This is a genomic window from Pedobacter petrophilus, from assembly GCF_009674725.1.
GTDB classification, from domain to species: Bacteria; Bacteroidota; Bacteroidia; order Sphingobacteriales; family Sphingobacteriaceae; genus Pedobacter; species Pedobacter petrophilus.
In genome coordinates this window covers 79239-105011 of the sequence record NZ_WKKH01000017.1, presented here as the reverse complement: position 1 = coordinate 105011, position 25773 = coordinate 79239, and the positions used below count along the sequence as shown (strand labels likewise).

General features: G+C 37.6%; 28 protein-coding genes. 19 read left to right on the top strand and 9 right to left on the bottom strand.

The window, feature by feature from the left end; all coding sequences use genetic code 11:
- Nucleotides 1–307: 307 nt before the first annotated feature.
- On the top strand, nucleotides 308–526 hold the full coding sequence (locus GJU39_RS12675) for a hypothetical protein (protein WP_154281167.1): 219 nt from the start codon (nucleotides 308–310) through the stop codon (nucleotides 524–526).
- A 103-nt stretch (nucleotides 527–629) separates the two neighbouring features.
- Nucleotides 630–1214 carry a hypothetical protein gene (locus tag GJU39_RS23580; RefSeq protein WP_209437637.1) on the top strand — a complete coding sequence of 195 codons (585 nt, stop codon included), beginning with the start codon at nucleotides 630–632 and terminating at the stop codon, nucleotides 1212–1214.
- A gap of 218 nt (nucleotides 1215–1432) precedes the next feature.
- On the opposite strand, the gene GJU39_RS12665 is transcribed toward GJU39_RS23580, so the two are convergent.
- Complete coding sequence (locus GJU39_RS12665; protein WP_154281166.1) at nucleotides 1433–1735, bottom strand: HigA family addiction module antitoxin; 303 nt, start codon at nucleotides 1733–1735, stop codon at nucleotides 1433–1435.
- Nucleotides 1736–1810: 75 nt separating this feature from the next.
- Nucleotides 1811–2116, bottom strand: coding sequence for a type II toxin-antitoxin system RelE/ParE family toxin (locus GJU39_RS12660; protein WP_154281165.1), 306 nt, complete (start codon nucleotides 2114–2116; stop codon nucleotides 1811–1813).
- A 331-nt stretch (nucleotides 2117–2447) separates the two neighbouring features.
- Between GJU39_RS12660 and GJU39_RS12655 the strand changes: the two genes are divergently transcribed.
- The 3 genes from GJU39_RS12655 (at nucleotide 2448) to GJU39_RS12645 (ending at nucleotide 5412) form a co-directional block, all read left to right on the top strand.
- On the top strand, nucleotides 2448–2750 hold the full coding sequence (locus GJU39_RS12655; RefSeq protein WP_154281164.1) for an ArsR/SmtB family transcription factor: 303 nt from the start codon (nucleotides 2448–2450) through the stop codon (nucleotides 2748–2750).
- 12 nt (nucleotides 2751–2762) lie between these two features.
- Nucleotides 2763–3863: an NADH:flavin oxidoreductase gene (locus GJU39_RS12650; protein WP_154281163.1), complete on the top strand. Its 1101-nt coding sequence runs from the start codon at nucleotides 2763–2765 to the stop codon at nucleotides 3861–3863.
- Between the two features lie 658 nt (nucleotides 3864–4521).
- Nucleotides 4522–5412, top strand: a complete 891-nt coding sequence (locus tag GJU39_RS12645) for a pirin family protein (RefSeq protein ID WP_154281162.1) — start codon at nucleotides 4522–4524, stop codon at nucleotides 5410–5412.
- Between the two features lie 137 nt (nucleotides 5413–5549).
- Here the strand turns inward: GJU39_RS12645 and GJU39_RS12640 are convergent, their stop codons facing one another.
- Nucleotides 5550–5948: an HIT family protein gene (locus GJU39_RS12640; protein ID WP_154281161.1), complete on the bottom strand. Its 399-nt coding sequence runs from the start codon at nucleotides 5946–5948 to the stop codon at nucleotides 5550–5552.
- Nucleotides 5949–6034: 86 nt separating this feature from the next.
- The gene (greA, locus tag GJU39_RS12635) at nucleotides 6035–6508 is read right to left on the bottom strand and encodes a transcription elongation factor GreA (RefSeq protein ID WP_154281160.1); all 474 of its coding nucleotides are present in this window, start codon (nucleotides 6506–6508) and stop codon (nucleotides 6035–6037) included.
- A gap of 269 nt (nucleotides 6509–6777) precedes the next feature.
- Here greA and GJU39_RS12630 point away from each other — a divergent pair, with 269 nt between their 5' ends.
- Nucleotides 6778–8661, top strand: coding sequence for a M1 family metallopeptidase (locus GJU39_RS12630; RefSeq protein WP_154281159.1), 1884 nt, complete (start codon nucleotides 6778–6780; stop codon nucleotides 8659–8661).
- Between the two features lie 127 nt (nucleotides 8662–8788).
- On the opposite strand, the gene GJU39_RS12625 is transcribed toward GJU39_RS12630, so the two are convergent.
- Both GJU39_RS12625 and GJU39_RS12620 read right to left on the bottom strand, forming a co-directional pair.
- Entirely contained in the window at nucleotides 8789–9265 is a 477-nt protein-coding gene (locus GJU39_RS12625; RefSeq protein ID WP_154281158.1) for an OsmC family protein, read from the bottom strand.
- Nucleotides 9266–9407: 142 nt separating this feature from the next.
- The gene (locus GJU39_RS12620) at nucleotides 9408–10331 is read right to left on the bottom strand and encodes an NAD(P)-dependent oxidoreductase (RefSeq protein ID WP_154281157.1); all 924 of its coding nucleotides are present in this window, start codon (nucleotides 10329–10331) and stop codon (nucleotides 9408–9410) included.
- 193 nt (nucleotides 10332–10524) lie between these two features.
- Here GJU39_RS12620 and GJU39_RS12615 point away from each other — a divergent pair, with 193 nt between their 5' ends.
- The 3 genes from GJU39_RS12615 to GJU39_RS12605 all read left to right on the top strand — a co-directional run bounded on the left by GJU39_RS12615 (nucleotide 10525) and on the right by GJU39_RS12605 (nucleotide 14430).
- Entirely contained in the window at nucleotides 10525–13011 is a 2487-nt protein-coding gene (locus tag GJU39_RS12615) for an outer membrane beta-barrel family protein (RefSeq protein WP_154281156.1), read from the top strand.
- An 80-nt stretch (nucleotides 13012–13091) separates the two neighbouring features.
- On the top strand, nucleotides 13092–13646 hold the full coding sequence (locus GJU39_RS12610) for an NUDIX domain-containing protein (RefSeq protein ID WP_154281155.1): 555 nt from the start codon (nucleotides 13092–13094) through the stop codon (nucleotides 13644–13646).
- A 31-nt stretch (nucleotides 13647–13677) separates the two neighbouring features.
- Entirely contained in the window at nucleotides 13678–14430 is a 753-nt protein-coding gene (locus GJU39_RS12605; RefSeq protein WP_154281154.1) for a lysophospholipid acyltransferase family protein, read from the top strand.
- A gap of 97 nt (nucleotides 14431–14527) precedes the next feature.
- Here the strand turns inward: GJU39_RS12605 and GJU39_RS12600 are convergent, their stop codons facing one another.
- Together GJU39_RS12600 and GJU39_RS12595 are read right to left on the bottom strand one after the other, a co-directional pair.
- Entirely contained in the window at nucleotides 14528–15277 is a 750-nt protein-coding gene (locus GJU39_RS12600) for a LytR/AlgR family response regulator transcription factor (protein WP_154281153.1), read from the bottom strand.
- Nucleotides 15278–15337: 60 nt separating this feature from the next.
- Nucleotides 15338–16369, bottom strand: coding sequence for a sensor histidine kinase (locus tag GJU39_RS12595; protein WP_154281152.1), 1032 nt, complete (start codon nucleotides 16367–16369; stop codon nucleotides 15338–15340).
- 242 nt (nucleotides 16370–16611) lie between these two features.
- Between GJU39_RS12595 and GJU39_RS12590 the strand changes: the two genes are divergently transcribed.
- From GJU39_RS12590 to GJU39_RS12575, 4 genes are all read left to right on the top strand, one after another.
- Entirely contained in the window at nucleotides 16612–16869 is a 258-nt protein-coding gene (locus GJU39_RS12590; RefSeq protein ID WP_154281151.1) for a hypothetical protein, read from the top strand.
- Nucleotides 16870–16873: 4 nt separating this feature from the next.
- Nucleotides 16874–17782, top strand: coding sequence for an ABC transporter ATP-binding protein (locus tag GJU39_RS12585; RefSeq protein ID WP_154281150.1), 909 nt, complete (start codon nucleotides 16874–16876; stop codon nucleotides 17780–17782).
- A gap of 1 nt (nucleotide 17783) precedes the next feature.
- A complete protein-coding gene (locus GJU39_RS12580) occupies nucleotides 17784–18584 on the top strand; it encodes an ABC transporter permease (RefSeq protein WP_154281149.1) in 801 nt (266 codons plus the stop codon).
- 155 nt (nucleotides 18585–18739) lie between these two features.
- On the top strand, nucleotides 18740–20308 hold the full coding sequence (locus GJU39_RS12575) for a M28 family metallopeptidase (RefSeq protein ID WP_154281148.1): 1569 nt from the start codon (nucleotides 18740–18742) through the stop codon (nucleotides 20306–20308).
- Between the two features lie 105 nt (nucleotides 20309–20413).
- Here the strand turns inward: GJU39_RS12575 and GJU39_RS12570 are convergent, their stop codons facing one another.
- Nucleotides 20414–20644, bottom strand: a complete 231-nt coding sequence (locus GJU39_RS12570; protein WP_154281147.1) for a response regulator transcription factor — start codon at nucleotides 20642–20644, stop codon at nucleotides 20414–20416.
- Between the two features lie 180 nt (nucleotides 20645–20824).
- On the opposite strand from GJU39_RS12570, the gene GJU39_RS12565 reads away from it, so the two are divergent.
- The 6 genes from GJU39_RS12565 to GJU39_RS12540 all read left to right on the top strand — a co-directional run bounded on the left by GJU39_RS12565 (nucleotide 20825) and on the right by GJU39_RS12540 (nucleotide 25764).
- Complete coding sequence (locus tag GJU39_RS12565) at nucleotides 20825–21214, top strand: hypothetical protein (RefSeq protein WP_154281146.1); 390 nt, start codon at nucleotides 20825–20827, stop codon at nucleotides 21212–21214.
- Nucleotides 21215–21217: 3 nt separating this feature from the next.
- The gene (locus GJU39_RS12560; protein WP_154281145.1) at nucleotides 21218–21877 is read left to right on the top strand and encodes a hypothetical protein; all 660 of its coding nucleotides are present in this window, start codon (nucleotides 21218–21220) and stop codon (nucleotides 21875–21877) included.
- Between the two features lie 89 nt (nucleotides 21878–21966).
- A complete protein-coding gene (locus GJU39_RS12555) occupies nucleotides 21967–22635 on the top strand; it encodes a sensor histidine kinase (protein WP_167515683.1) in 669 nt (222 codons plus the stop codon).
- Nucleotides 22636–22638: 3 nt separating this feature from the next.
- Nucleotides 22639–23280: a response regulator transcription factor gene (locus tag GJU39_RS12550; RefSeq protein WP_154281143.1), complete on the top strand. Its 642-nt coding sequence runs from the start codon at nucleotides 22639–22641 to the stop codon at nucleotides 23278–23280.
- A gap of 112 nt (nucleotides 23281–23392) precedes the next feature.
- Nucleotides 23393–23770, top strand: a complete 378-nt coding sequence (locus GJU39_RS12545; protein WP_154281142.1) for a BlaI/MecI/CopY family transcriptional regulator — start codon at nucleotides 23393–23395, stop codon at nucleotides 23768–23770.
- Complete coding sequence (locus GJU39_RS12540) at nucleotides 23767–25764, top strand: M56 family metallopeptidase (protein ID WP_154281141.1); 1998 nt, start codon at nucleotides 23767–23769, stop codon at nucleotides 25762–25764. Before GJU39_RS12545 ends, GJU39_RS12540 begins: the two co-directional genes overlap by 4 nt.
- The last annotated feature ends 9 nt before the right edge of the window (nucleotides 25765–25773 follow it).

The window sequence follows — 25773 nt, the reverse complement described above, 5'->3', positions numbered from 1 at the left end:
CAAAAAAGGGAGCAGAAAACATAGTTTCTAACTCCCTTTTTTAAACAATTTTATGGGTGGACTTTTTCAGTGCCCTCGGGTGAAATCACCCTTTTTTTAAAGGTGATTTACTTCATCCGGAAATTTTGCATCTGATATAAAAGGTAATTTCAAAAGTGGTTTACAAGTACACTAACCAGTCGTTCATATACTCTATCTTTCAAATGTAGGTCTGGCGATACATTCATGATCAACAATTAAGTTTATGCTTATCAGTTTCGCGAACATTTCTTCATAAACCATGGTTATCATTATAAATTGAAGTATTATGGCAAAAGAGAAAAAGAAAAAAGTGACCAAGAAAAAAGGTGGCAAGAAGAAAGATAAAAAGAAGAAGGGAAGTTCGAAGAAGAACAAGCTTGGCGTAAAAAATTCGCTGGTTAATAATATCAATGCCCGGAAAAAGAAGGGTAAATCCCGCTCAAAAAAGAAATCCAAAGTAAGCAAGAAGGCTTATAAGAAAATGAAAAAAGGCTGGAAAAAATAGCGCATTAAGCTTCCTATAATTTTTAAATCTTCTCTCCGGAGCATGCAAAAACGGTAAAAGTGAAAATCATTATTTTAGGCTATCTTTACACAAAATAAAATCGATGGCGGTATTACATAAAAAAGAAGAAAAAATTCAGGCAGTGCTGGGTAGGTTGCCTAAAAAATATACAGATGAGCAATTTGTTGAAATGTTTATCAGACTTTACTCTAAAGATTGGGGGAAGATTAAATCAGCTTACATCAAACAATCTCAGGATAAAGAACCAGGCTCTATCATTAACATGCCTAAGCCAGAGATCTATTTAAAACAAGTTTTATCCAATTACCTGCAAAATGCAGATGCTCCTAGAGCTATTGAAGTGAAGGAAGAAGTAGTAAAGGTGCCTGAAACTAAAGCAGAAGAGCCAAAAGTACCAGCGAAAAAAGAGGCTAAGGCAAAAGAAGATACTGCTGAACCTAAAAAAACAAAAGCGCCAGCCAGGAAGAAAGCTGGAGCTACAGAAGAGCCAGCTGCAGAAGTAAAGAAAACAAAAGCAGCAAAGAAGAAAGAGGAAACCACGGAAGAGCCGGTTGCTGAAGTAAAAAAAACGAAGGCACCTGCAAAAAAGAAAGCGGAGACGGCAAAGGATTCAGCTGAAATGGAGAAGCCCAAAGCTGCTGCAAAAAAGCCTGCTGCAAAAAAATAAAAATATTTTCACCTCTATATAATAAATCACCCTTTTGGCTGTTTATATAGATGAGAGCGTTAATTTAGATGACGGGGATAGGTCGGTATGATTTATCCCCGTTCTTTTTTACAGGATTTTTGGCATCAGTCATAATCCTCTACAATTAGAAGATATTCTAACCCATTACTCGTATACAGCTACCTTGATTGAATATTTGAGAAAAGTCACTTGCGATATTATGCAAATTCCTTTTCATTTTCTTCCAATTTAGCCTTTTGTAAATCAAAAGCTGTCTGCATCCCGTACCAGTATTCTGCACTGGTTTCTAAAATTTTGCCAATTTTTATGGCAAGTTGTGCGGAAATGTTTCTTTTGCCAACAAAAATCTGGCTTAAGTTATTAGGAAGAATTTCTAAAGCTTTCGCAAAATCTTTCTTTAAGATTTGCCTTGCTTCAATTTCTTCTAATAAAAACTCTCCAGGATGGAAAGCTTCAATCTCAATTTCAGCACCTTTAGAATTAAAGACCTGATTGTTCATATCTCTTAGTATGTTAAACCGCTATGCCCAATGCATAGCGGATTAGTAGTATATTAATCCGTTATACGGATAGTATTAGCTATAATGGTTACTGATTTCCTCAACTTCCATTATTTCAAGACGTTCATCTTTCTTTATTATAAATATAAGCCTGTAAGCTATATTTATCCTGATTGAATACTTACCTAAATATCTTTTTTCTTTAAGCTTTTCGAAGTGTAAAGATTTGATTGCTCTTAAATCTGAAGTACCTTTCGCTTGCTTAATCTGGGCGATGCGTTTTCTGAATGCAATTTCAACATCCTCAGGATACTTTTTCTTCCCAGTGCTTTTGTTCTGTGCAAGTATGGCTAGATATTCATCAACAAACTTAACTTCCATAAATTAAAATTTTCTTTCATATTCATAATTTCGATCTTACTCATTAAGATTTGGTTCATTCCAAAATCTGACACAATCTTAAACATTATTTATTTATGATCAAAATATGATCATTATCTTTTTTTTATAACTATCACGAAATGATAATAATTTGACTTACTTTTCGGCTTCCAAGATACTTATACAGCTATGTATGTTCTTCATCTTTAAACGATCATCATCAACGATGCTTTTCTTATAAATGAGTAGCAAACCAAAATTGTAGAACATCAAATTGTAAACTTAAAAGCTTTAATTGACATATCGGGAAAAGTCGATATATATTTGTGCCATGGATCATGTTGAAATCTTTAAAGCGCTGTCGAACAAAACCCGATTACAAATTTTAAACTGGCTTAAAGAACCTGCTACAAACTTTCCTGAACAACTTAACCCCGATTTCGAAAATGTTGGTGTATGCGTTGGTCAGATTCAAATCAAGGCTGGTTTATCTCAAAGCACCATCTCCGAATACCTTTCTATTCTACAGCGGGCCAATTTGGTCTGTGCTACCCGCGTAGGTCAGTGGACTTACTATAAACGCAGCGAAGAAGGATTGAAACTGCTAAATCAAATTATAAACACAGAATTATAAATACAAAAATATATGAACACAGATAGCTTATTTAAGCCTTTCAGCTTAAAAACATTAAATACAAAAAATAGAATTGTAATGGCACCAATGACGAGATCTTTTTCTCCGGGTGGCGTTCCAACGGATGCTGTTGCTGAATATTATGCAAAAAGAGCAGCCGGACAAGTTGGGCTAATTTTATCTGAAGGCACAGTAATTAACCGTCCGTCTTCCTCTGCTGATCCAAACATTCCACACTTTTATGGTGATCAGGCATTGGCTGGATGGCAAAAAGTAATTAACGATGTTCATGCTGCCGGGGCACAAATGGGTCCGCAGATCTGGCACCAGGGGGTAATGGAAAATCATGCTTCGGGTTGGTTACCTGCTACACCTTTCGAAGGTCCATCTGCTTTACAAAGACCAGGTTTTGAAAACGGCATACCCATGACGGATGCAGCTATTGCTGATACCATTGCAGCTTTTGGACAGGCTGCGGCAGATGCAAAAGCATTAGGCTACGATACGGTAGAAATTCATGGTGCTCACCAATACCTGATTGATCAGTTTTTCTGGGATGCAACCAATACCCGTACAGACATTTACGGTGGCAAAACCTTGTCTGAGCGGACCCGTTTCGCGGTAGAAGTGATTAAAGAAGTTCGTAAACGTGTGGGCGAAGATTTTGCTTTAATTATTCGTTTATCACAATTTAAACCTGCAGCTTACGATTTTAAACTGGCTAAAAATGAATCTGAAATGGAGCAATGGTTAACGCCACTGGTAGATGCAGGCATTGATATTTTACACTGTTCGCAACGCCGTTTCTGGGAACCTGAGTTTGAAGGTTCTGATTTGAACTTTGCAGGCTGGGCGAAGAAAATTACCGGTAAAGCCACAATCACAGTTGGATCTGTTGGCCTGGATGGCGATTTCTTCGGCGCATTCGCCGGGCAAAGTTCTCAACCCAGTTCTTTAGAAGAACTGGTTCGCAGAATGGATCGTGGCGATTTTGATTTAGTTGCAGTTGGCCGTCCGTTATTATCTGATGCAAACTGGGTAGAAAAAATTAAAAATAACCATTTAGATGAGTTGAAAGGTTTCAGCAAAGAAGCCTTAGCCGAACTCGTATAACTCCAATTCTTTGATAATCTTAAAAGCATCTCGATAGAGGTGCTTTTTTAGTATAAGTCCAGTTCACAATAAATTAGATTTTATTTTGATCTGCACTGGCATGCATTCGTTTGCCAACAAACCGATAGTATGAGGATACATCAATATTATCAGCCAAAAATGGCCTCTTTTATTGTGCCAGCTGCATTTATCACTTATCGTATTATTGCGGAACAATTTCGACTGTAAAGAATGGTGCATCGGTTAAGACCAGACAGTTCGGCTTTTAATTCATTCCCTTCAGGCCATACCGCTACAGCCTTTGCAGCTGCGGAGTTTTTAAAGCAGGAATACAAAGATTTATCACCCTGATAGGGTTATGCCGGCTATATGGTTGCCATTGCAACAGGCAATTTGCGCATGTACAATAACAAAAATTGGTTTAGCGATGTTATTGCAGGAGCTGGAATTGGCATTAGCATCCACTAAACTTTCTTATTTGATTTATCCGAAAATAAAAAAACTCTCTAAACCATCTAAACACTTTAATTTAATGGTTATGCCGACATACAATGATAAATTATGTGTCTTTACCTATTCAGCGCGCTTCTAATCATCATATTTTAAGCTATTTTCTAAAATAGAATCCATAATTTCACGGTACTAAATAAGAAACGTCATGTCTAACATTTCACTAATCATCGAAGAAAGACCTGCCAACATTGGCAATTTTATGGTGGGTAGATTACTGCCATTCCGAGAGAAACGAATGGTTGGCCCCTTTACATTTATAGACCACATGGGCCCCGCGGCCCTGAGCGATCATGAGAATTTAGATGTTCCGCCACACCCACACATTGGCTTATCTACACTTACTTTTCTCTTTGAAGGTGAAATTGAACATCGGGATAGTATGGGTACGGATGTAATCATTAAACCTGGCCAGGTAAACTGGATGACATCTGGAAGTGGCATTGTCCACTCAGAACGCACTCCAGCATATTTACGCCAAACCGATAAAATGCTTCACGGACTTCAGATCTGGGTAGCTTTGCCTAAAGCATTGGAACAAATGGAACCCGAATTTTTCCATTTGGAAGAAAGTGATATTCCAAGTTGGGAGCAAGATGGTGTAAGCATCAAATTAATTGCCGGAGAAGCGTTTGGTAAGAAGTCGCCGGTTCCTGTTTACTGCCCGCTTTATTTTATTGAAATAAAAAGCACCAAAAGGCAAAAGCTTAATATTGGTAATGATCTATTTGGCGAAAGTGCCTTGTATATTTTAGAAGGAGGCATTGAAAGCGATGGCCACTTGTTTGAGCCCCGTTTAATTTTAATTGCCAATGATGCCAAACTATGTGAATTTACGATGTTGGAAAACACTACGGTTTACATTTTTGGCGGTGAACCATTTCCGGAAGAAAGATTTATTTACTGGAATTTTGTAGCGTCAGATCAGGCTTTAATCGATACGGCTAAACAAAATTGGCTAGATCAAAAATTTAAACCTGTGCCAGGAGAAACAGAATTTGTGCCTTTGCCAAATCAAAACCCTTATTTAAAGAAATAATATTAGACAATTCCTGAAGCAATTATGATAGTTAATCCTTTTTGAAGATTCACATGAGCCTGTCGAATTGTTTTCTGTAAGTATTATTAAGCGTCCTTCGGCAGGCACAGAATGATAATCTCTTATGGGATGTATAATTATACTTCCAGCAAAGCTTGCTTAATTTTTTCTGCGGCCTCTGCTAATTCTTGCTGGGTAGGGCTCAGTTTCTCTTTGCTAAAGTTCATATCACTTACTGTATTCATTGGAATTAAGTGGATATGCGCGTGTGGCACTTCTAATCCAATTACAGCCACGCCTACTTTTTTACAGGGAAAAGCTATTTTAACGCCAGTCGCCACAATTTTGGCAAACATCCATAGGCCAACGAATAAATCTTCGTCCATATCGAAAATATAATCAACTTCGATTTTTGGAATTACTAAAACGTGGCCAGCGGTTAAAGGCTGAACATCTAAAAAAGCTAAATATTCTACTGTTTCAGCTACAACATGTGCGCTAATTTCTCCGGCAACGATTTTTGAAAATATAGTCATAAAAAAGGTAGAAGGTTAAAAGGTTTGGGTATAAAGTATTGGAAGTGGAAAATAAAGCCTTATGCCCTCTACCTTCCACCTTTACCTTATCTGGAGATTTCTAAAACCTCAAATTGCATTTTACCTGCAGGCACTTCAATCTCCGCGAATTCGCCAACCGATTTACCCAATAAACCTTGTGCAATCGGAGATTTTACAGAGATTTTTCCGGTTTTCAAATCTGCTTCGGTTTCTGCTACCAACTGGTAAGTCATGGTAGCGCCGTTTTTAACATTTTTTATCTTTACGATAGATAATGCCAATACTTTTGATAGATCCATTTTAGATTCATCAATTAAGCGGGCATTCGCTAATGTATTTTTTAATTTTGAGATTTTTGCCTCATGCAAACCCTGTGCTTCTTTTGCCGCATCATATTCTGCATTCTCTGATAAATCACCTTTATCTCTGGCTTCAGCAATTGCTTTAGATATTAGCTGACGCCCTGTGGTTGTTAGATAATGAACTTCCTCTCTTAATTTATCTAATCCCTCTTGTGTATAGTACGTTACCTCTGTCATTGCTCTATTAATTTTTTTTCAAACGCTATAAAAAACAAACAAGACTACATAGTTGGTTCCTACATAGTCTTGCTTCAATTATAACGAAGATAAAATCTGGAAATTACAAAAGCAAATAAAAGATTAAGATTTACCAGATTTTGAAATTTCATCAGGCATTGCTGATTATATTATATCTGAGAAGACACAAAATTAATAGCCAGTAACCAAACACCTCGACCTTCTTAATTCATTCATTATTTATATTTTTAGCAAAATTATTCAGAAAAATGAAAAAATTATTTTCCATCGCCCTGCTCATTGGCCTGGGTGGTTATGCTGTTTCAGCGCAAGAGCTTTATATGCCACGAAATATCAAAGCAGCTTACGAAAAAGGAACGCGATCCATGAGTGGCCAGCCGGGCCCAAATTATTGGCAAAACCATGGAAAGTACAACATGGATATTACGGTAAATGCTGAAACTAAAGTGGTAAGCGGACAAGAAGAAATTATTTACAGTAACAATAGTAACGATACCCTAAAAACACTAGCCATTCGTTTCGTAAATAACTTACATAAGCCAACTGCTCCGCGTAGTGGTTCGGTGAGTGAAGATTTCCTATCAAGTGGTTTAAATATTTCGTCATTTTCTGTGGATGGTGACACTTATAAAATCGACAGCAAAGATTGGGGCACAGTAGAAGGTATCAAATTAAAAAAACCTTTAAAGCCGAAATCAAAAATTACTGTAAAAATTGATTGGGATTACCCATTGTCTAAACAAAGTGGCCGCGAAGGGCAAATTGATCCAAATTCTTTTTTTGTTGCCTACAGCTATCCGAGAATTTCTGTTTATGACGATTATAATGGATGGGATCGCATTCCACATACCGATAGAGCCGAATTTTATAACGACTTTAACGATTATATTTTCTCTGTTAAAGCACCAAAAAATTATGTGGTTTATGCCACTGGTGATTTTTTAAATCCAGATGAAGTTTTACAGCCGGAGATCGCTGCCCGTTTAAAAAAATCATACGATACGGATGAAATTGTTCATATTGCTACAGCAGACGAATTGAAAAACGGAAAAGTAACTACGCAAAAAGACTGGAATACCTGGAAATTTAAAGTAGATCATATTACTGATGTGACTTTTGCCTTAAGCAATCACTATGTCTGGGATGGCGGAAGTGTAGTGGTCGATTCAAAAACCGGCCGGAGGGCAAGTGCACAAGCCGCTTACAGTGCGAGTACCGGAAAGGATTTTCTCAATTCTGTTAAGTACAATATCAACGCTTTATCCTGGTTTTCGAATAACTGGCCAGGCATTCCTTACCCTTATGTAAAAACGATTGCTTTTCAGGGTTTTGCAGATATGGAATATCCAATGATGGTGAACGATTCCAACTTCGGAGATCCTGTTTTTGCACAGTTGGTGCAAGATCATGAAGTGGCACACACTTACTTTCCCTTCTATATGGGCATCAACGAAACGCGTTATGCTTACATGGATGAGGGTTGGGCGACTACATTCGAATATTTAATCGGCATTGCCGAAAATGGCAAAAAAGCTGCAGATGATTTTTATAAAAAATTTCGCGTAGATAAGTACATCAAAGATAAATCTACAGAAGAAGATCAACCTGTTATTTCAATGTCTGATCAGGTTTCTGGTGCGGGTTATGGAAATAATGCTTACGGGAAAGCATCTTTATCTTATCTGGCTTTAAAAGATATGCTGGGCGATGCAACCTTCAAAAAAGCATTGCATCATTACATGAATACCTGGAACGGTAAACATCCTATTCCGTGGGACTATTTTAATTCCATGAATACCGGTTCAGGGCAAAATTTAAACTGGTTTTTCCAGAATTGGTTTTTCACCAATAACTATATCGATTTAAAACTGGAATATAAACGCAGTAAAATGGCCAATGCTCCTGTAGTGGTGAAGAATGTTGGTGGTTTCGCTATTCCGTTTGATTTGGTAATTACCTATCAGGATGGAAAAGAAAATCGCATTCACTATACACCAGAGGTGTGGAAAAACAATCAGAAATCTGCTTCTGTAGTGGTTAAAAACAACGGTAAAGCCATAAAAAGTATTGCGCTGGATGGCGGCATTTTTATGGATGCAACACCAGCAGATAATATGGCTGTTGTAAATTAACACCATTTTAGTTGGCAGTTCAATCAGAACGGCCAACTAAAAACTAAAATTTAACTTGAAGCGCCAACCGTACACTGCTAACTGTAAATTGAAAACCGTACACTGCCAACTGTAAAATTGAAAACTGTTAACTGTTCTCTGCTGTAAAAACGGGTTCATGCTTAACTGGAAAATTCAATGAATTTGCAATGAAACACATTTTATTCGCTTCTGTATGTAATGATTCAGCCAAATCAAGATGTGCTTTATCGGCAATTAAAACTTTAGGATGTAAAGTAACTTCTCTAAATTTCCCGCTACCATCCCCCCGTTCTTCCATTATACCTACCGCTTCATCTTTATAATCAATTACCACAATATTATTTGTAGAACACAGGTGCAAATACCAAAGCATGTGGCAACTGGAGATGGATGACAATAATAAATCCTCTGGATTATACTTAGATTTATCGCCTAAAAAAGCAGAATCTGATGAGCCATTGATATCCGCTTTTCCATTTACAGAAATTACGTAATCGCGATCGTATGAGCGGTAATCCATTGTACCAGAGCCTTTATTGCCCGTCCAGGTAACTGTTGTTGAATATAAATGATCTTTCGGCATGATAAATTTAGTTAGATTTTGTAACCCAATTTAGGAAATTAGGTTTGAATTCTAAGCGGTAACTGCAACTGTTTTTAATTTAGAATGAGAACAGAAATAAATACAATCAGAACTTAATTCTTCAGTCCTAATTCAACAGCAACTACAAAAACCTTTGTAATTTATCGGCCAGTACCTCTGAAATTTTCCGGTACGAATCGAATGTCCAGCCGCCAACATGTGGGGTTAAAATCACCTGATCATTATTCTTCAGTTCATTATACCAAGCTTGTTCGCCCAATGCAGGAAACTTCTCCGTTTGCAGAACATCTAAGCCAGCTCCTAAGATTTTCCCAGCATTGATGCCGTTTAACACCGCCCGGATACTCACAATCTCCCCTCTTGCAGTGTTAATAAAGAAAATAGGTTTCTTAAAATGAAAGAAATATTCATCATCTACCATTAGTTTTGTTTCAGCGGTTAAAGGAACATGTAAACTCAATACATCGCTGTGTTTAACAATTTCCTCCATGCTTACTTCGCGCGCAAAAGCATCGCTAAAACCGGTTTTATACTTATCATAGGCCATTACATCTACCTCAAAGCCCGCAAGTTTTTTAGCAAAACTTTGCCCCATGAAACCGTAGCCAATAATGCCTACTTTTTTACCTTTCAATTCATAACCGCGGTTTCCTTCACGATTCCATATCCCGTTTCTAATCTGCTGATCTGCCTGGCGGAAATTATTCATCAATGATAAAAGCAAGCCGGTAGCGTGTTCACCAACGGCATCACAATTACCTTCCGGCGCATTCATCAGTACAATATTTCTTTCAAGGGCAATCTTGTCATCTATATTATCCAGGCCCGCACCAGCTCTGGCTACAAACTTTAAATTCGGAGCAGCAGCAAAAATTTCAGCGTCGATTCTAAACTTAGTTCGCACGGCAATTCCTACATAATCCTTAATCCTTTCCAGCGTTTGCTGGCGCGTAATCTGAGGTTCGTCATCAACTATATAGCCCATTTCAATAGCCCGTTCTTTAAAAACAGGATGTAGATCATCAACAATTAATATTTTCTTCATGATGAACAAAAGTAACATTTTAATGAAAGGCTTAGACTGCAAACCAGTAATATTTTCAGGCTATTGCCCCTCGAGAGGCTCACAAAAATATTACGCTAAAACGGCTGTAATAAAATAGTTACGCCACTCTAATTAAACTAAGTTGCCGTTACTTTGTCTCCCTTTACAAAACACACACAAATTTTAATTTTTAATGAGACTTTTACAATCACGAACAATACCAATAGTCCTCCTCCTCTTAAGTTTAACTTTTAATCTTTTTGCCCAAACTGGTAACAAAGCGAAAATAACCGGCACGCTGAAAGATGCTAAAACACAAGAAACCATTCCTTTTGCAACTGCCGTTTTAATAGACAAAGCTACTGCTAAGAACGTTGAAATAGCACAAACCGATTTGAACGGGGCATTTGTAATGGCTGATTTACCAAAGGGAAACTTCACTTTTAAAATCAGTTTTGTTGGCTACCAAACCATGGTAAGAGATAACATCGCAATTACCGCAGCAACCGGAACTTTGAATTTTGGCGATATTAAAATGAATGCCGCTAAAGGAAATATTTTAAGTGAAGTAACGGTAACCGGCCAAAAGCAGGGTATGCAAATGGGCATTGACAAAAAAATATTTTCTGTGGATCAAAGTGTAATTAGTGAAGGTGGCTCGGCAACCGATTTATTGCAGAATGTACCTTCAGTTTCTACCGATATGGATGGCAATGTGAGTTTACGCGGTTCTTCGGGCGTTAGGGTTTTAATTGATGGTAAACCTTCCTTAATTGCCGGAGGAAACGTAGCACAGATTTTAGCTTCAATCCCTGCAAGCTCTATTGAAAGTGTGGAAGTCATCACCAATCCATCATCAAAATATGATGCGGAAGGTCAATCGGGAATTATCAACATTGTACTAAAGAAAAATACTAAACTAGGTTTTAATGGTTCAGCAGCGATTACAGCCGGTAACCGCGACAATTATAATGCAAACACCAATTTAAGTTTTCAAAATAGCAAAGTAAATATTTATGGAAACTATAGCTACCGCTATGGAAACCGTGTTGGCGGAGGTTTTCAGGACATCACTTACAAGGCTGACAGTATTATCGGCTTTACTAACCAGGCTACCAGGTCTACTTCTTTAGAAAAAGGGCATAATGCAAAAGCAGGTTTAGATTATTACCTGGCGCCTAAAAGCGTAATCAGCTTTTCGGGTGGTTTTAATTCCAGAGAAAATGAAAGGGATGAGGTGATCAACATTATGCAAACCGGCAAAACACAAAACCCGCTTTTGCAAAGTAACCAAACCAATAAAAATGATGGTTATGGAAATAGCTATGATTTAAACTTAGATTACGTACAGAAATTTAGCAAGCCAAAAGAAGAATTATCGTTCAATTTTGGTTACGCTTATGGTACTAATAACAATGATCAGAATTACATAACCAATACCACCAGTCGTAATGGGGTAGATATTAATGAAACATTGGGGCAACAACGCGTTTTTAATACCGGCGATAATACCAATTATAATATCCAAACGGATTATACCCTTCCTGTAGGCAAAGCAGGTAAAATTGAAGCGGGCTACCGCAGCCAGATCCGCCTGGGAGATAACAATCAGTATGCTGATTTTATTCCTACCAACACCCAGGTTTATATTCAGGACAATAGGCTGATCAATGATTTTAACAGCAAAGATCAGGTACACGCACTTTATTTAAACTATCAAAACCAGATTAAAGATTTTGGGTACCAGGTTGGATTAAGAGGTGAAGATGCACGTTTGGATACTTACTTACAAGGATATACCAATAATGTATTAACAAATAGTGAAGGTAACATTCACTACAAAAGATTGTACCCAAGTATTTTTTTAACACAAAAGTTAAAAGGTGATAATCAGGTGCAATTGAGTTACACACGCCGTGTAAACCGCCCACGACCATGGGATACGAATCCATTTCTGGATGTTTCTGATCCATATAACTACAGAGGTGGTAACCCGAACCTGTTACCTGAAGATGTTCACTCCTTTGAATTGGGTTATAGCAAATACTGGAAAAAAGTAACTTTAACTTCCAGTTTGTATTTCCGCCAAACCAATGATGTTATCCAACGGGTAAGAAGTTCACCAGTTAACGGCATTATTACCTCAACACCTCAAAATTTATCACGTCAGATTAATAGTGGTTTAGAATTAATTGGCCGTTTTGATTTGGTAAAGGCACTTAATTTCACCACCAACGTAAACCTTTACCAGGCTAAATTTGATGGTGATGAAAGATTTAATATTCCTAATAGTAGCGGCTTTAGCTGGAATGCGAACTTGACGGCAAACTTAACCGTGGTAAAAAACCTATCAGTACAGGTTCGTGGAGATTACCGTGCACCCGAAGTTATGGCACAGGGTAAACGGAATGCCATGTATGGAATTGATGGTGGTGCGAAATACGACTTCCCTAATAAAAAAGCATCATTGAGTTTTAATGTGAGGGATATGTTTAACACCAGAAGATGGAGCATGACAACAGAAGATAATTTTACAATTGTTGATTTTGAACGCCAGATGCAGGGAACGATGGGTAATTTAACTTTCTCTTACCGCTTCGGAAAAACAACCTTCAATAATGTGAAGAAACCGAAAAAAGACGATCAGCAGGATAATCGTCCTGATGAAGGATCATTCTAAATAAAAAGGCTTCGAAAAATTCGAAGCCTTTTTTGTTTGCCACTTATTCCATCAGAAAATGATATTCATTATCTTGCGCCATGGAAGATCAAAACCCCTGGAAAACGCTCGAAAGTGAAGTTAAATATGATAATAACTGGATTCGGGTTACCGAGCATCAAGTGATTAATCCATCTGGTGGCACCGGGATATATGGGGAAGTTCATTTCAAAAATTTCGCCATTGGCATTTTACCACTCGATGAAGCGCAAAACACCTGGTTGGTTGGTCAATATCGTTTTCCTTTAAAAGCTTATAGCTGGGAAATTCCCGAAGGCGGTGGTCCCTTTCATGAAGCCCCATTGGACAGCGCCAGACGAGAATTACTGGAAGAAACCGGCCTGAGTGCTAAAAACTGGAAAGAAATTCAGCGCATGCACCTCTCCAATTCGGTAAGCGATGAGCTGAATATTATTTACTTAGCTACAGACCTGATCCAGGGAATAGCAATGCCCGAGGAGACTGAGCAACTTGTGGTTAAAAAATTACCTTTCGAGGATGCTTATCAAATGGTATTAAATGGCGAAATTACCGACTCAGTGAGCGTTGCTGCCATTATGAAAGTAAAGCTGATGATTTTAAACGGCGACATCTAATGATTACCTTTGCTGCATTAATTTTAATCAAATGAGCAAGCTTACCGGATATATTTTAAGTCCTGTTTTTTATTTTTTCTTTGCCTTAACGTTGTGTATTTTCCACCCGATACAATGGGTTTGCTATAGGTTTTTTGGCTACAAAGCACATAAGGTTTCGGTTGATATCCTTAATTTCTTTCTAACCTATTGTCAGGTCTTTTTACTGAATTCGGTTACTTTTAAAAACGACTTCAATCTTCCAACAGACAGGCCAATTATTTTTGCAGCAAATCACCAGAGCATGTATGATATTCCATCACTAATCTGGTTTTTAAGAAAGCACAGTGCAAAGTTTATTTCTAAAATAGAGCTTACCAAGGGCATCCCATCCATCTCTATAAATTTAAGATTAGGCGGTGGCGCAAACATCAACAGAAAAGACAATAAACAAGCAATTTCTGAAATTATTAAGCTTGGTCGCCGGATGAAAGAAAATAATTGGAGTACTGTTATTTTCCCTGAAGGTACCAGAGCAAAAGACGGAAAGGTTAAGACATTTCAGTTTGGTGGAATTGCTACAATATTAAAGGCTGTTCCAAATGCATTGATTGTACCTATTGCAATAGAAAATTCCTGGAAAATTGTTCGTTTTGGAATGTTCCCACTCACCACTGGCCACGCATTAAAATGGACGGTGCTACAACCCATAGAACCTGGCGATAAAACGGCTAACGAAATCACAATAGAAGTGGAAGCCGAAATCAGAAAAGTACTGGAACAGGAAACGGGGAATCTGGGTTAGCGCCACATTGATCAGGATTGGAGTATCAGCTGTCAAGATCAATTACTAGTCTAAACTCCGAACTACAGACTTAAGACTGGAGACTATCGACTAAGGACTAAATATTCTTATTCCCGATTACCCTGAAAAATTCATCACGATAGGTATCTCCAACCGGAATAATTTTCTGATTAATGGTGATTCTGCTTCGTTCAATGCTTTCAATTTTGTCTACCGCTATAATGTAAGATTTGTGCACCCGGATAAACTGACTTTGCGGCAAGGCTTCTTCCATTTTCTTCATACTTTGAAGGGTAATTACGCGTTCAGCTTTCGTAAAAATAGAGATATAGTCTTTTAATCCTTCAATAAAAAGGATATCGTGTAAGTAAATCTTTTGGATTTTATGTTCCGTTTTTACAAAAATATAATCCTGAATGGGGTTTACCGGAGCCGAAAACGGTGCAGGAGTAACAATAGGTTGCGCCACACTTGCCGGTGCTTCAACCGGTTTAAATTGATTGTGAACTTTTTCTACTGCTTTATAAAAACGATCGAAGGCAATTGGCTTCAAAAGATAATCAGAGACATTGAGATCGTAGCTTTCTAAAGCATATTGCGGGTAAGCAGTTGTTAATATATAATGGCACTTGTTACCTGCAATTTTCAAAAACTGGATTCCGGTAAGCTCTGGCATCTGAATATCCAGAAAAACCAGATCAATCCCCCCGGCCTGAACAATCTGCAGAGCTTCTATTGGGTTTTCGCACCTTTTAACGAAGTTTAAGAAAGGTACTTTAGAAATATAATCTTGCAGAATATCGAGCGCTAAAGGCTCATCATCAACAACAATACAGTTTAAGTTCATTTTAAGTTTATAGTTTTAATCAATGATTTTTAAAAAATCCGCTGGTGTTTGGTTCCCGAATTAAATGTCAATCATCAGTTCGCAGGTGTAATGAGTAGCCGAATTTACAACATTTAATTTATATCTCTCCGGATAAACTAACTGTAATCTTCTTTCTACATTGGTGAGGCCCACCCCACCCTGTGCATCTTTATTCTGGTTATTCTTCTTATTAATTACACTGAAATGAAGTATTTTCTGATTGGCAATGATGTTTATTTTAACAGGATGCTCCGGATCATTTACTACACCATGCTTGAAAGCGTTCTCCACAAATGAGATCAACATCAAAGGAACAATCTTTTGATCATCTATCTCGCCGTTTAAAGTAAGTTCAATGTAGGCACCATCTTTAAATCTGATTTTTTGTAACTCAATGTAATTTGTAAGGTAATCAACTTCTTTACTCAACGCAACTGTCGGCGTATTGCTTTCATAAATCATGTAACGCATAATCTCCGAAAGCTTCATAATTGCATCTGCAGTTTTATCTGATTTTTGATAAGCAAGTGAATAAATATTGTTTAATGAATTAAAAAGGAAGTGAGGGTTTAACTGAGACTTTAAAAACTGGAGTTCCATTTCCCGTCGTTCACTTTCCAGGTTACGCTGAATGCGTTCATTTGCAAACCAATCTGCAGCAATTTTGATCAGGCAACTGGAAACAAGAAAAAAACCACATAGAAATAATTGTGCGAAGAAATATTGGTCAGCAGTAATAGTTTTTCGCTTCCCTTCCATCATATACTCCATCATTTCTTTCGGATTCAAAACTGCAATTGCAGTTTTGATAAATGCCGTTACGCCTAGAAGGATGATAAAAATGAAGATATAAAGAAAGTATTTCTTCTTCTTTTTAATAAATTGAGGAATGAGAATCAGGTAATTAATGTAAAAAAGTGAAACATTAATGATTCCGAATAACACAAGCGACAATAGAAAGTGCTTTATATTCTTGGTATCAGAATCAAAAAAGACACTTACTGCAATGATGATTAATATAACTGCCCAGTACAATGCGTGCAATATAATCGGGCCTTTGCTTTTTGTCATTATTCTTCGCTTATCACAAATCGTATTATCCTTCGATTTGTGCATCCAAAGTAAATAAACTTTCCTTTTTAACCCAACACAATCTACCAACTGGCTTTTTTTTTCTACGAACGGTCCAAATGCCAAAATTTATCGACCAACGCCAAAATTACCCGTTGATCTATAATCTTGAACACTTGGTATAATAGATTTTAGCAGCTTGCTTTTCTTCAGTTTCTTTGAATCATCAAAACAAAACAACCATGAAAAATTCATCAGCAATCAACTTCACAAATCAAACAGTAATTACTGATGATGCTTTCACCACCTCTCAAATTAAACTAACTGTTATGAAAAAATTAGCCAATACCTCGCCATTCTTACTTTTATTATTACCGGTTTTTATGATGATCATCTTAACGCTTACCGTTAACACGAATCAAAATGATACGGAGATTGTGGTAAAGCCAGCTAAAACTTCTACTGCTATTGTGAAACAGGCTACAGCTATTTTCAAATAGAATAATGAGCAATTTCGCAATAGAAACCGTCGGTCTAAATTTTAATTTCGGTCGGCAGGCCATTGTTAAAGACCTCTCTCTACAGGTTCCAAAGGGAAGCATTTATGGCTTTCTTGGCCCGAATGGAGCTGGAAAAACCACCACCATAAAAATTCTGCTAAACCTGTTGAAATCGCCTGCCGATCGGGTTTTCATTTTCGGGAAAGAAATTAACAGTAACCGGATCGCCATCCTTAAACGAATCGGGTCCTTAGTAGAGCAACCTGCAATTTATGGTCACCTTAGTGGTAAGGAAAACCTGATTAACCGTTGCTTGCTTCTGGGCATAAAAAAAAGCAAAGCTGATGAAATGTTGGCCTTAGTTGGCTTAACTGACGCAGCAGATAAAAAATCAAGTAAATATTCTCTGGGGATGAAACAACGCCTGGGTATTGGCCTGGCTTTGGTTTCTGATCCTAAATTACTCCTTTTAGATGAACCTACAAATGGTTTAGATCCAAACGGTATCATTGAGATCAGGAACCTGATGATCGAACTCACAACGAAACACAATAAAACAATTTTGGTGTCAAGCCATCTTTTGGCTGAGATAGAAAGAACCGCCACGCATGTTGGCATCATCAACAAAGGGCAATTGCTCTTTCAGGGTACCATTCAGGAGCTTCAGTTACTGAACAAACCTTTGCTTGAAATTGAAGTAAACAACGTAGCGGGCGCTTCAATACTAATTCAGGAAAAAGGATATGAAATTGTGACTAAAACTGATTCAAAAATTAGTGTTCCGTTCGTATCTAAAACAGAAAGCGGCACAATTAATACGTTCCTTATACAAAACGGCTTTACCGTAACCAGCCTTTCACAACAGCGAAAAGATCTGGAAAACCTCTTCCTGGACATTACCAAAACTAATTAACATGCGCTCATTATACATCTCACTTTTATCCGAATTTTATAAATCAAGGAAAACACTCGCCTTTTGGGCTTCTATACTCTTACCGCTCATTATCTGCGGATTAATCAGTTCAGGTTTTTACGGTGGTTCAGAAAAAATCATTAATCAGCATTACCCGTCAATGTTACTTTGGTTACATTATATTGGCGCTGCTTTGGGGGTAATGGGCGTATTAATTCTGCCTTTTTATGTAATTTTTATGGCCTTTTCCGTAAACAACATCGAACATAAAAATGATACCTGGAAAACACTTTTTGCACAGCCTCTGCATAAATTTTCCATTTACGCTGCCAAGTATTTATTTGCGCTGATGCTGATATTTGTATGTCTGCTGTTATTTGGCACCCTCACTTTTGCCTTCGGCCATTTATTGCAATTCCTGATACCTAAATACAATTTTAATCAGTTTGATCCGTCATTGCTTCTGGCAAAGTTTTACCTTAAACTTTTCTTATCCTCATTAGGGATTTTATCCATTCAATTTATATTGAGCCTAATCTGGGGCGACTTTTTAAAGCCCATGGGCATTGGTTTTATTGGTACAATTATGGGTATTATTACAGGCAATGTTGGATGGAAATATGCTTACCTGATTCCTTATAGCCATCCATCACTGGTTTTAAACAGCAGTAAGGCAGTTAAAAAATTAACTAATCTCTCAGATTTTCCAATTTTTACACAAGAGATCTATACCAGTTTGGTTTATGCAGCAGTGCTTTTTATTTTAGGCTATTTCATTGTGATTAAGAAAAGCATCAAATAACCAGATCCTGCACTATTAATGTTGCTCCAGGCCAGTAGAACCAAAACAGCTCACTGTCTATTCTGGCCGAAAGTAGCCGTGTAAAAATATCATGGCAAATAAATAAGCATTGCGATAAAACGTATTTTTAAGCTAAATCAACCAACCTTAAAAATATGATCAAAAGATTTACAACTACGGCAATCGCCATTGGGCTTTGCTTTGCCGGTTTCGCACAAGATACCCCGGATGCAGCCATAGTACAAAAAATAAGAAAAGAAGGGCTTGAGAACTCAAAAGCAATGGACATAGCCTTCAACCTGACAGATGTTGCAGGCCCTCGCCTATCTAACTCACCAGGCTTAAAAAGAGCACAAAACTGGGCCATCAAGCAGCTAAGTGATTGGGGATTGAAGAATGCGCATCTCGAAGCCTGGGGAACTTTCGGTAAGGGCTGGCAAATAGACAAATATTATGCGGCAACAACCCTTCCCTTCTACCACGCCATTATTGCTTCTCCCAAAGCATGGACACCTGGCACCAATGGCCCTATCAGGTCTGAAGTAATTTTAATCAAAGCAGACAGCGTTGCCGATCTGGCAAAATATAAAGGTAAGTTAGCCGGTAAAATTGTGATGATGGATCGAGGAACTGCCTTAACCAGCGGAACGAAAGCAGATTTTTCCAGATATGCGGATAGCACACTAGCACAAATGGCGGCCGCCACTCCAACTGCAAACGCTGGCAGACAACGCCCGGCTGGCGGACCAATGGCCGATCGGATGGCACAGATGATGAAATTACGCCAGGCCCAGGCGGCAATCAGTGCGGCACTTTTAGAAGAAAAAGTTGGTTTAATTTTAACTTATGCCCGAGGCGGACAAGGTACTTTTTTCACCAGTAATGGTGCATCTTATGCATTAGATGCAAAGCCGGTATCTCCGGAATTAGAAGTTGCGGCAGAAGACTACCTGCATATTTTACGCTTATTGCGTGCAGGTAAACCGGTGGAAGTAGAAGCAGATATAAAAACTTCATTCTACGATCAGGATCCTCAGGGTTATAATGTAATTGCAGAAATCCCGGGTACAGATAAAAAATTAAAAGAAGAGGTAGTGATGATTGGCGGTCACTTTGATTCATGGCATGCAGCCACCGGCGCTACTGATAACGCGGCAGGCTCTGCAGTAATGATGGAAGCCGTACGCATTTTAAAAGCGATAGATTTTAAACCAAAACGTACCATTAGAATTGCACTTTGGAGTTCAGAAGAGCAGGGTTTATTCGGATCAAGAGGTTATGTTTCAAAACACTATGGCGATCCTAAAACAATGGTATTAACACCAGATCAAAAGAAAATTTCTGCTTACTATAATTTAGACAACGGAACCGGAAAAATTCGAGGTATCTATCTACAGGGAAATGAAGCCGCCGCACCGGTTTTTAAAAGCTGGTTAACTCCTTTTAATGATTTAGGTGCCACTACCGTAACCATCAATAATACTGGTGGTACGGATCACCAGGCATTTGATGCAGTGGGAATTCCTGGTTTTCAGTTTATACAAGATCCTGCTGATTATAACACCAGAACACACCACAGTAATATGGATACTTATGATCGTTTGGTTGAAGATGATTTAAAGCAATCTTCTACTATTGTTGCTGCTTTTGTTTACCAAACTTCGCAACGCGGTGCACAGATTCCGAGAAAGGAATTACCAAGCCCGCAACCTGCAAGACCTTAAAAAATGCTTCTTTAAACAAAAGCCTGCTTTTTTGATCATTTCTAATCAAAAGGCAGGCTTTGCTGTTTAGTGAGAGATGCGTTAAAGGGAGAGCGTTACTTTTTATTAAAAGGGCAAAATTCTTTGCTTGAAGGCCCATACAATGAGCTGATAGGAATTGCGTAAATCAAGCTTTCTTACCATGTTTCTTCTATGTGTATTTACGGTATGTTCGCTGATAAAGAGCATATCGCCAATTTCTTTACTGTTATAACCGTTCGATAAAAGACGCACAATTTCTACTTCCCGATCAGTGATCAAACTACTGTTTTCCTGAATTGAAATGTTGCTTATCATATCGTTAATTATGTTGTACGGCTTCTATAATTCAAAAGTAACTACCTGTACTGATTTATGAGTAGCATAAATCACCCTAAATAAAAAGGTGTTTTTACGGTATTGAAAATTAGGAAATGCTCTTGCCTGCCAACATCTAAATCACGACTTTAGAGACTTAAATCATATACCACAATTAAAATGGGAGAATTAGACAAATCGACGCCTATCGATAAAGTAATAGCGCAAGAAATGGTTAGTGCTTATGGGGTAGACGCCAAAAGCATCAATGACCAGGCATATACTAAAGCAGTTTGGTTTCCTGCAGACCAAATTCTGGAAATTGCGCAAAAAATTAACGATGGCAAACACGATGGCTTAAGAATATACTTTGCAAAATATATCACTGCATCTGAAGATGAAATACCAGTAAGCCATAGAGGCAGAAATACCGTATTATTAGTGCCTACTTTTGGCGCAAACCAAACCAATAGACTGGGCGCACTCACGGAACTTCATGAAGATGATACAGAGGATATCCAAAATAGAGGAACGCTTTGTCCAACTATGTGTGACGGAGTAGAATTATAATCTATGTTTCTTTTACAACCTATTGTTATTGCCGAAATAATCTGCCTGATTGCAGCAATATTCTTTCTTCTCAAGGACAAGATTTCGTTCTGGAAGGTGAATATTGCCTATCTGGCTATTGCATTATCTGCTGAAGCAAGCGGATCATATCTGTACGCTCAACGGCATCATAACTTATGGTTGTATAATACTTTCGTATTGTTTGAAATTGCGTTTATTTCCTACGGAATGTATTATTGTTTAAAAAAATATATTGATCCAAGGCCAATAATCTATACCGGCCTTGGAATCAGTTACACCGTCTTCGCTATTTTTGCCTTTAAAAATGGTATTCACGCATATAACGATATTTTTAATGACAACACTGTTAGCGTAATGTCTGTAACATTTGTCTTATATTGCCTTTATTATTACTACAAGCTTTTAAATGATGAAGAAACGCTCGATCTCAAATATCATCCTGAATTTTGGTGGGTAAACGGGGTGCTGTTTTATTATTTCGGCGGTACGGCAACAAATCTTTTCTATGGCCTTTTTAATGTTAAGGTATTTGAGCATATTCCACTTCGCCTGTTTATTTACTACATTACCAATATTATCCTTTATAGTAACTGGATTTACAGCTACATATGCAGAGCCAAACAACGCAAATTGCAGTCTTAATTGCAATTACGACACTCATATTTTTATTGATGCCGCTATTTCTGATTCTTTACATCAGGTCGTACGCAAGGCATAAGAAAAATCATAGCTTGGAAAAACAGCACATGCAGCAAAAGTTCGAATCAGAAATTTTGCAAGCCCGGATTGAAGTGCAGGATCAAACCATGCAAACAATTGCCACCGAGCTGCATGATAATATTGGTCAGTTGCTGAGCTTAACTACCTTAACACTTAACTCTGTAAATTTAAATGACAGTGAAAAGGCAGAAAAAAAAATCGGCAATTCCCTCACATTAATCAATAAATCGATCAAAGAGATTCGGGAACTGGCAAAGCTATTGCATGGTGAACAAGTTGTTGAAAATGGAATTGGATATGCGCTTGATCAGGAAATCACCTGGTTGAACAAAACAGGCGCTTATGAAATAGAAAATAATAATGGCCTCATTAGGGTAACAGAAAGATCTCCGGATAAAGACCTTATTATTCTAAGACTTTTACAAGAAATTATTAATAATATTATTAAGCATGCCCAGGCTACGGCGATAACCTTCGATGCCTTTTACAAGGAAAAAGTGCTCCATCTCAATATTAAAGAAAACGGCATTGGTTTTGATTCCGAACAAGCTACGATATCCAAAGCCGGAATGGGATTAAATTCTATCTACAAAAGAATAGAAATGATCAATGGAAAATTAATATTAAATTCGTCGCCAAATAATGGCACAATTATACTAATCGAAATTCCCTATCCCTAAATTATGTCCGCTCAGTCTATCTCTATTGCCATCGTTGATGACCATACGCTTTTCCGCTCAGGTTTGGCAAGTTTATTAGATGAGTTTGATGAAATTGAAATTGTATTTGAGGGAAATAATGGCCTGGATTTACAGCATAAGATTAAAAATCATCCTGATGTACAACTTATTTTAATGGACATTAGCATGCCCATAATGGATGGTTTTGCAGCTACAAAATGGACTAAAGAAAATTATCCTGATGTAAAAATCCTGGCCTTAAGCATGTTGGAAGATGAAAAGGCAATTATCGGCATGTTAAAGGCTGGTGCAGGCGGATACATGTTAAAAGAATCGACTCCAAATGATCTTCTGACTGCCATTAAGGCGATCATTGATAAAGGTTTCTATGTTAATGATTTAGTTTCCGGCCGGTTACTGGTGGCCCTTAAGGATGGCGATACCAAGCCTGTTTTCAGCGCCCGGGAGTTAACATTTCTACAGCATTGCAGCAGCGAACTCACCTACAGAGAAATCGCAGACCTGATGAATGTTAGTCCGCGTACGGTAGACAATTACCGGGAATCCCTTTTCGCTAAATTAAATATCAAATCCCGCACAGGCTTAGTGGTTTACGCCATCAAAAACAAGTTGATTACCATCTAGTTCGTTTAGAAGTAAATCTGTTTATTTTCAAATTTCATTAGGATAACTAAATAATTAGTTATAACTTTAATGATGTCAACTATTGTTGACCCCTATTTATTTGAAAATTATTATGGAAATTAAAGATTTAACAAAAGCCGAAGAACAGATTATGCAGGTGCTGTGGCAATTGGAAAAAGCATTTGTTAAAGATGTTATAGATGAGTTACCAATCCCTAAACCAGCCTACAATACTGTTTCAACAATCATTCGTATTCTGGAAACTAAAGGCTTTATTGGCCATGAAGCTTTCGGAAAAGCGCACCAGTACTACCCTTTAATCAGCAAAGAAGAATACAAACGCCATGCTACAGAGAAACTTCTTGGCAATTACTTCGAAAATTCAGTGGAAAGCATGTTCTCTTTTTTCGTTAAAGAGGAGAAACTGGATTTAAGTGATGTAGATGAAATTTTAAAGATGATCAATAACATTAAACGGAGTCCAAAATGAGTTTTGCCCACTACCTCCTACAGGTAAACCTGTATCTGATTGTATTTTATGGCTTCTATAAATTGCTGTTAGATAAAGAAACCTATTTCATACTGAACCGCATTTATTTAGTGGCAGCCGGCATACTGTCTGCATGCATACCTTTTATCCGCCTCGAGTGGATAACAGAGCAGGAGGCCGCTAAAAATGTTTATACTTCTGTTAATTGGGATACAGTTTTACAACAGGCTACAATAGTTACGGAAGATAAATCTGTTTTAAGCTGGACAAATGCCTTTATTATTATCTATTGCGCCGGTGTTTTATTTTTCCTGGGGAGGTTGGTGTTTAACTTATTAGCAGTTAAAAATTTAATTAATTCAGCCGGATCTGGTTCAGCGTTTTCATTCTTTAGTCAAAAAATTATAGATAAAAACCTGCCATTAGCGGATGTAATTGATGTGCATGAAGATGCCCATATTAAGCAATGGCATACTGTTGATATTTTATTCTTTGAGGTACTGGGCATCTTAACATGGATAAATCCAATTATCTATCTTTATAAAAAATCGATTAAAAATATACACGAATTTTTAGCAGATCAGCAGGCAGCAGCATTTCAGGGCGACAAAGCCGAATATGCGATGTTGATTTTAAGCCAGTCTTTTGGGATCTCTCCAAATAAATTAACGAATGGTTTCTTTGATCAATCACTGATTAAAAAAAGAATTTTCATGCTGCAGAAGGAAAAATCCAAAAAAACAGCAATCATGAAATATGGGGTATTCATTCCACTATTTGCGATTCTAATCGTTTTCTCTTCGGCAACCATTCGAAAAAATAAGGAACTGATGGCCCTCTCAGATAAAATTCCTTTAGAGAGACCTATTGAAGTGGTACAGGATATGGTTGCAAAGACAGATTTGATTAATAAAGAATCTGCTAAAAGTATCATAAGTCCTCCAACAGATAAACTTAACGGAAACTGGAGTCTGTTTTATCGCTTTATGGGAGGATCAATAAAATATCCTTCCGAGGCTCGGAAAAATAACCTCCAGGGAAATACCCAAATCAAGTTTACGCTTCAAAATAACAAAGTAACGAATGTAAGCACTGTTTTAGATTTAGGTGATGGATGTGATGAGGAGGTGATGAAGGCACTATTATCGTATAAAGGTTTTAAAGATTTACCAAATGGAAAATATACGTTAAAGGTGGGATTTAAGCTTTCAAATAATGATGCCCGGATTCAAAATGCAAAAGCTTTAGCATTACCAAATTATCAGAAACTATCAGACATTACGGTGATCAGCTACTCACAACCCCTAACAACAGATAACGCTAATAAAAAATCAGATAAAGTATATGATTTCGTTTCAATCGAGAAACAGCCAGAATTTCCAGGTGGCATAACCCGGTTTTATAAATACCTGGGTGGCAATATTAAGTATCCAAAGATGGCACAGGAGAATAATGTGCAAGGTAAAGTTTTTCTCAGTTTTGTGGTTGAAAAAGATGGTTCATTAACAGATGTCCAAATCACACGGGGTTTAGGAAGTGGGACCGATGAAGAAGCGGTAAGGGTTATAAAAGAATCGCCAAAATGGAACCCAGGAATTGCAGATGGCGAACCTGTGAGGGTAAAGTATAATCTCAATGTTAATTTCAATCTGACATCAGATGAAGAAAAGCTGAAAACAGATCCAACTTCAAAGATGAGCTTACGATCTCCTAAAACCCAGGGAAATTCAGGCGACTTTAATGGTTTATTGATTATTGATGGTGTAAAGGCTGTCGATAATAAGGCGCTAAATACCATTAATCCAAACGACATTGAGTCTATTAACGTATTAAAAAACAATACAGCCATTAATCTCTATGGTTTAAAGGCAAAAGATGGTGTATTGCTTGTCACGACCAAGAAGGTAAAGAGCGGTCTGTTTAGAAAGCCTGATCAAATTGAATTGACAATCGAAAAGAAATCGACTTATGATGATGTAAACAAAAAATTTTAAATTCAACAA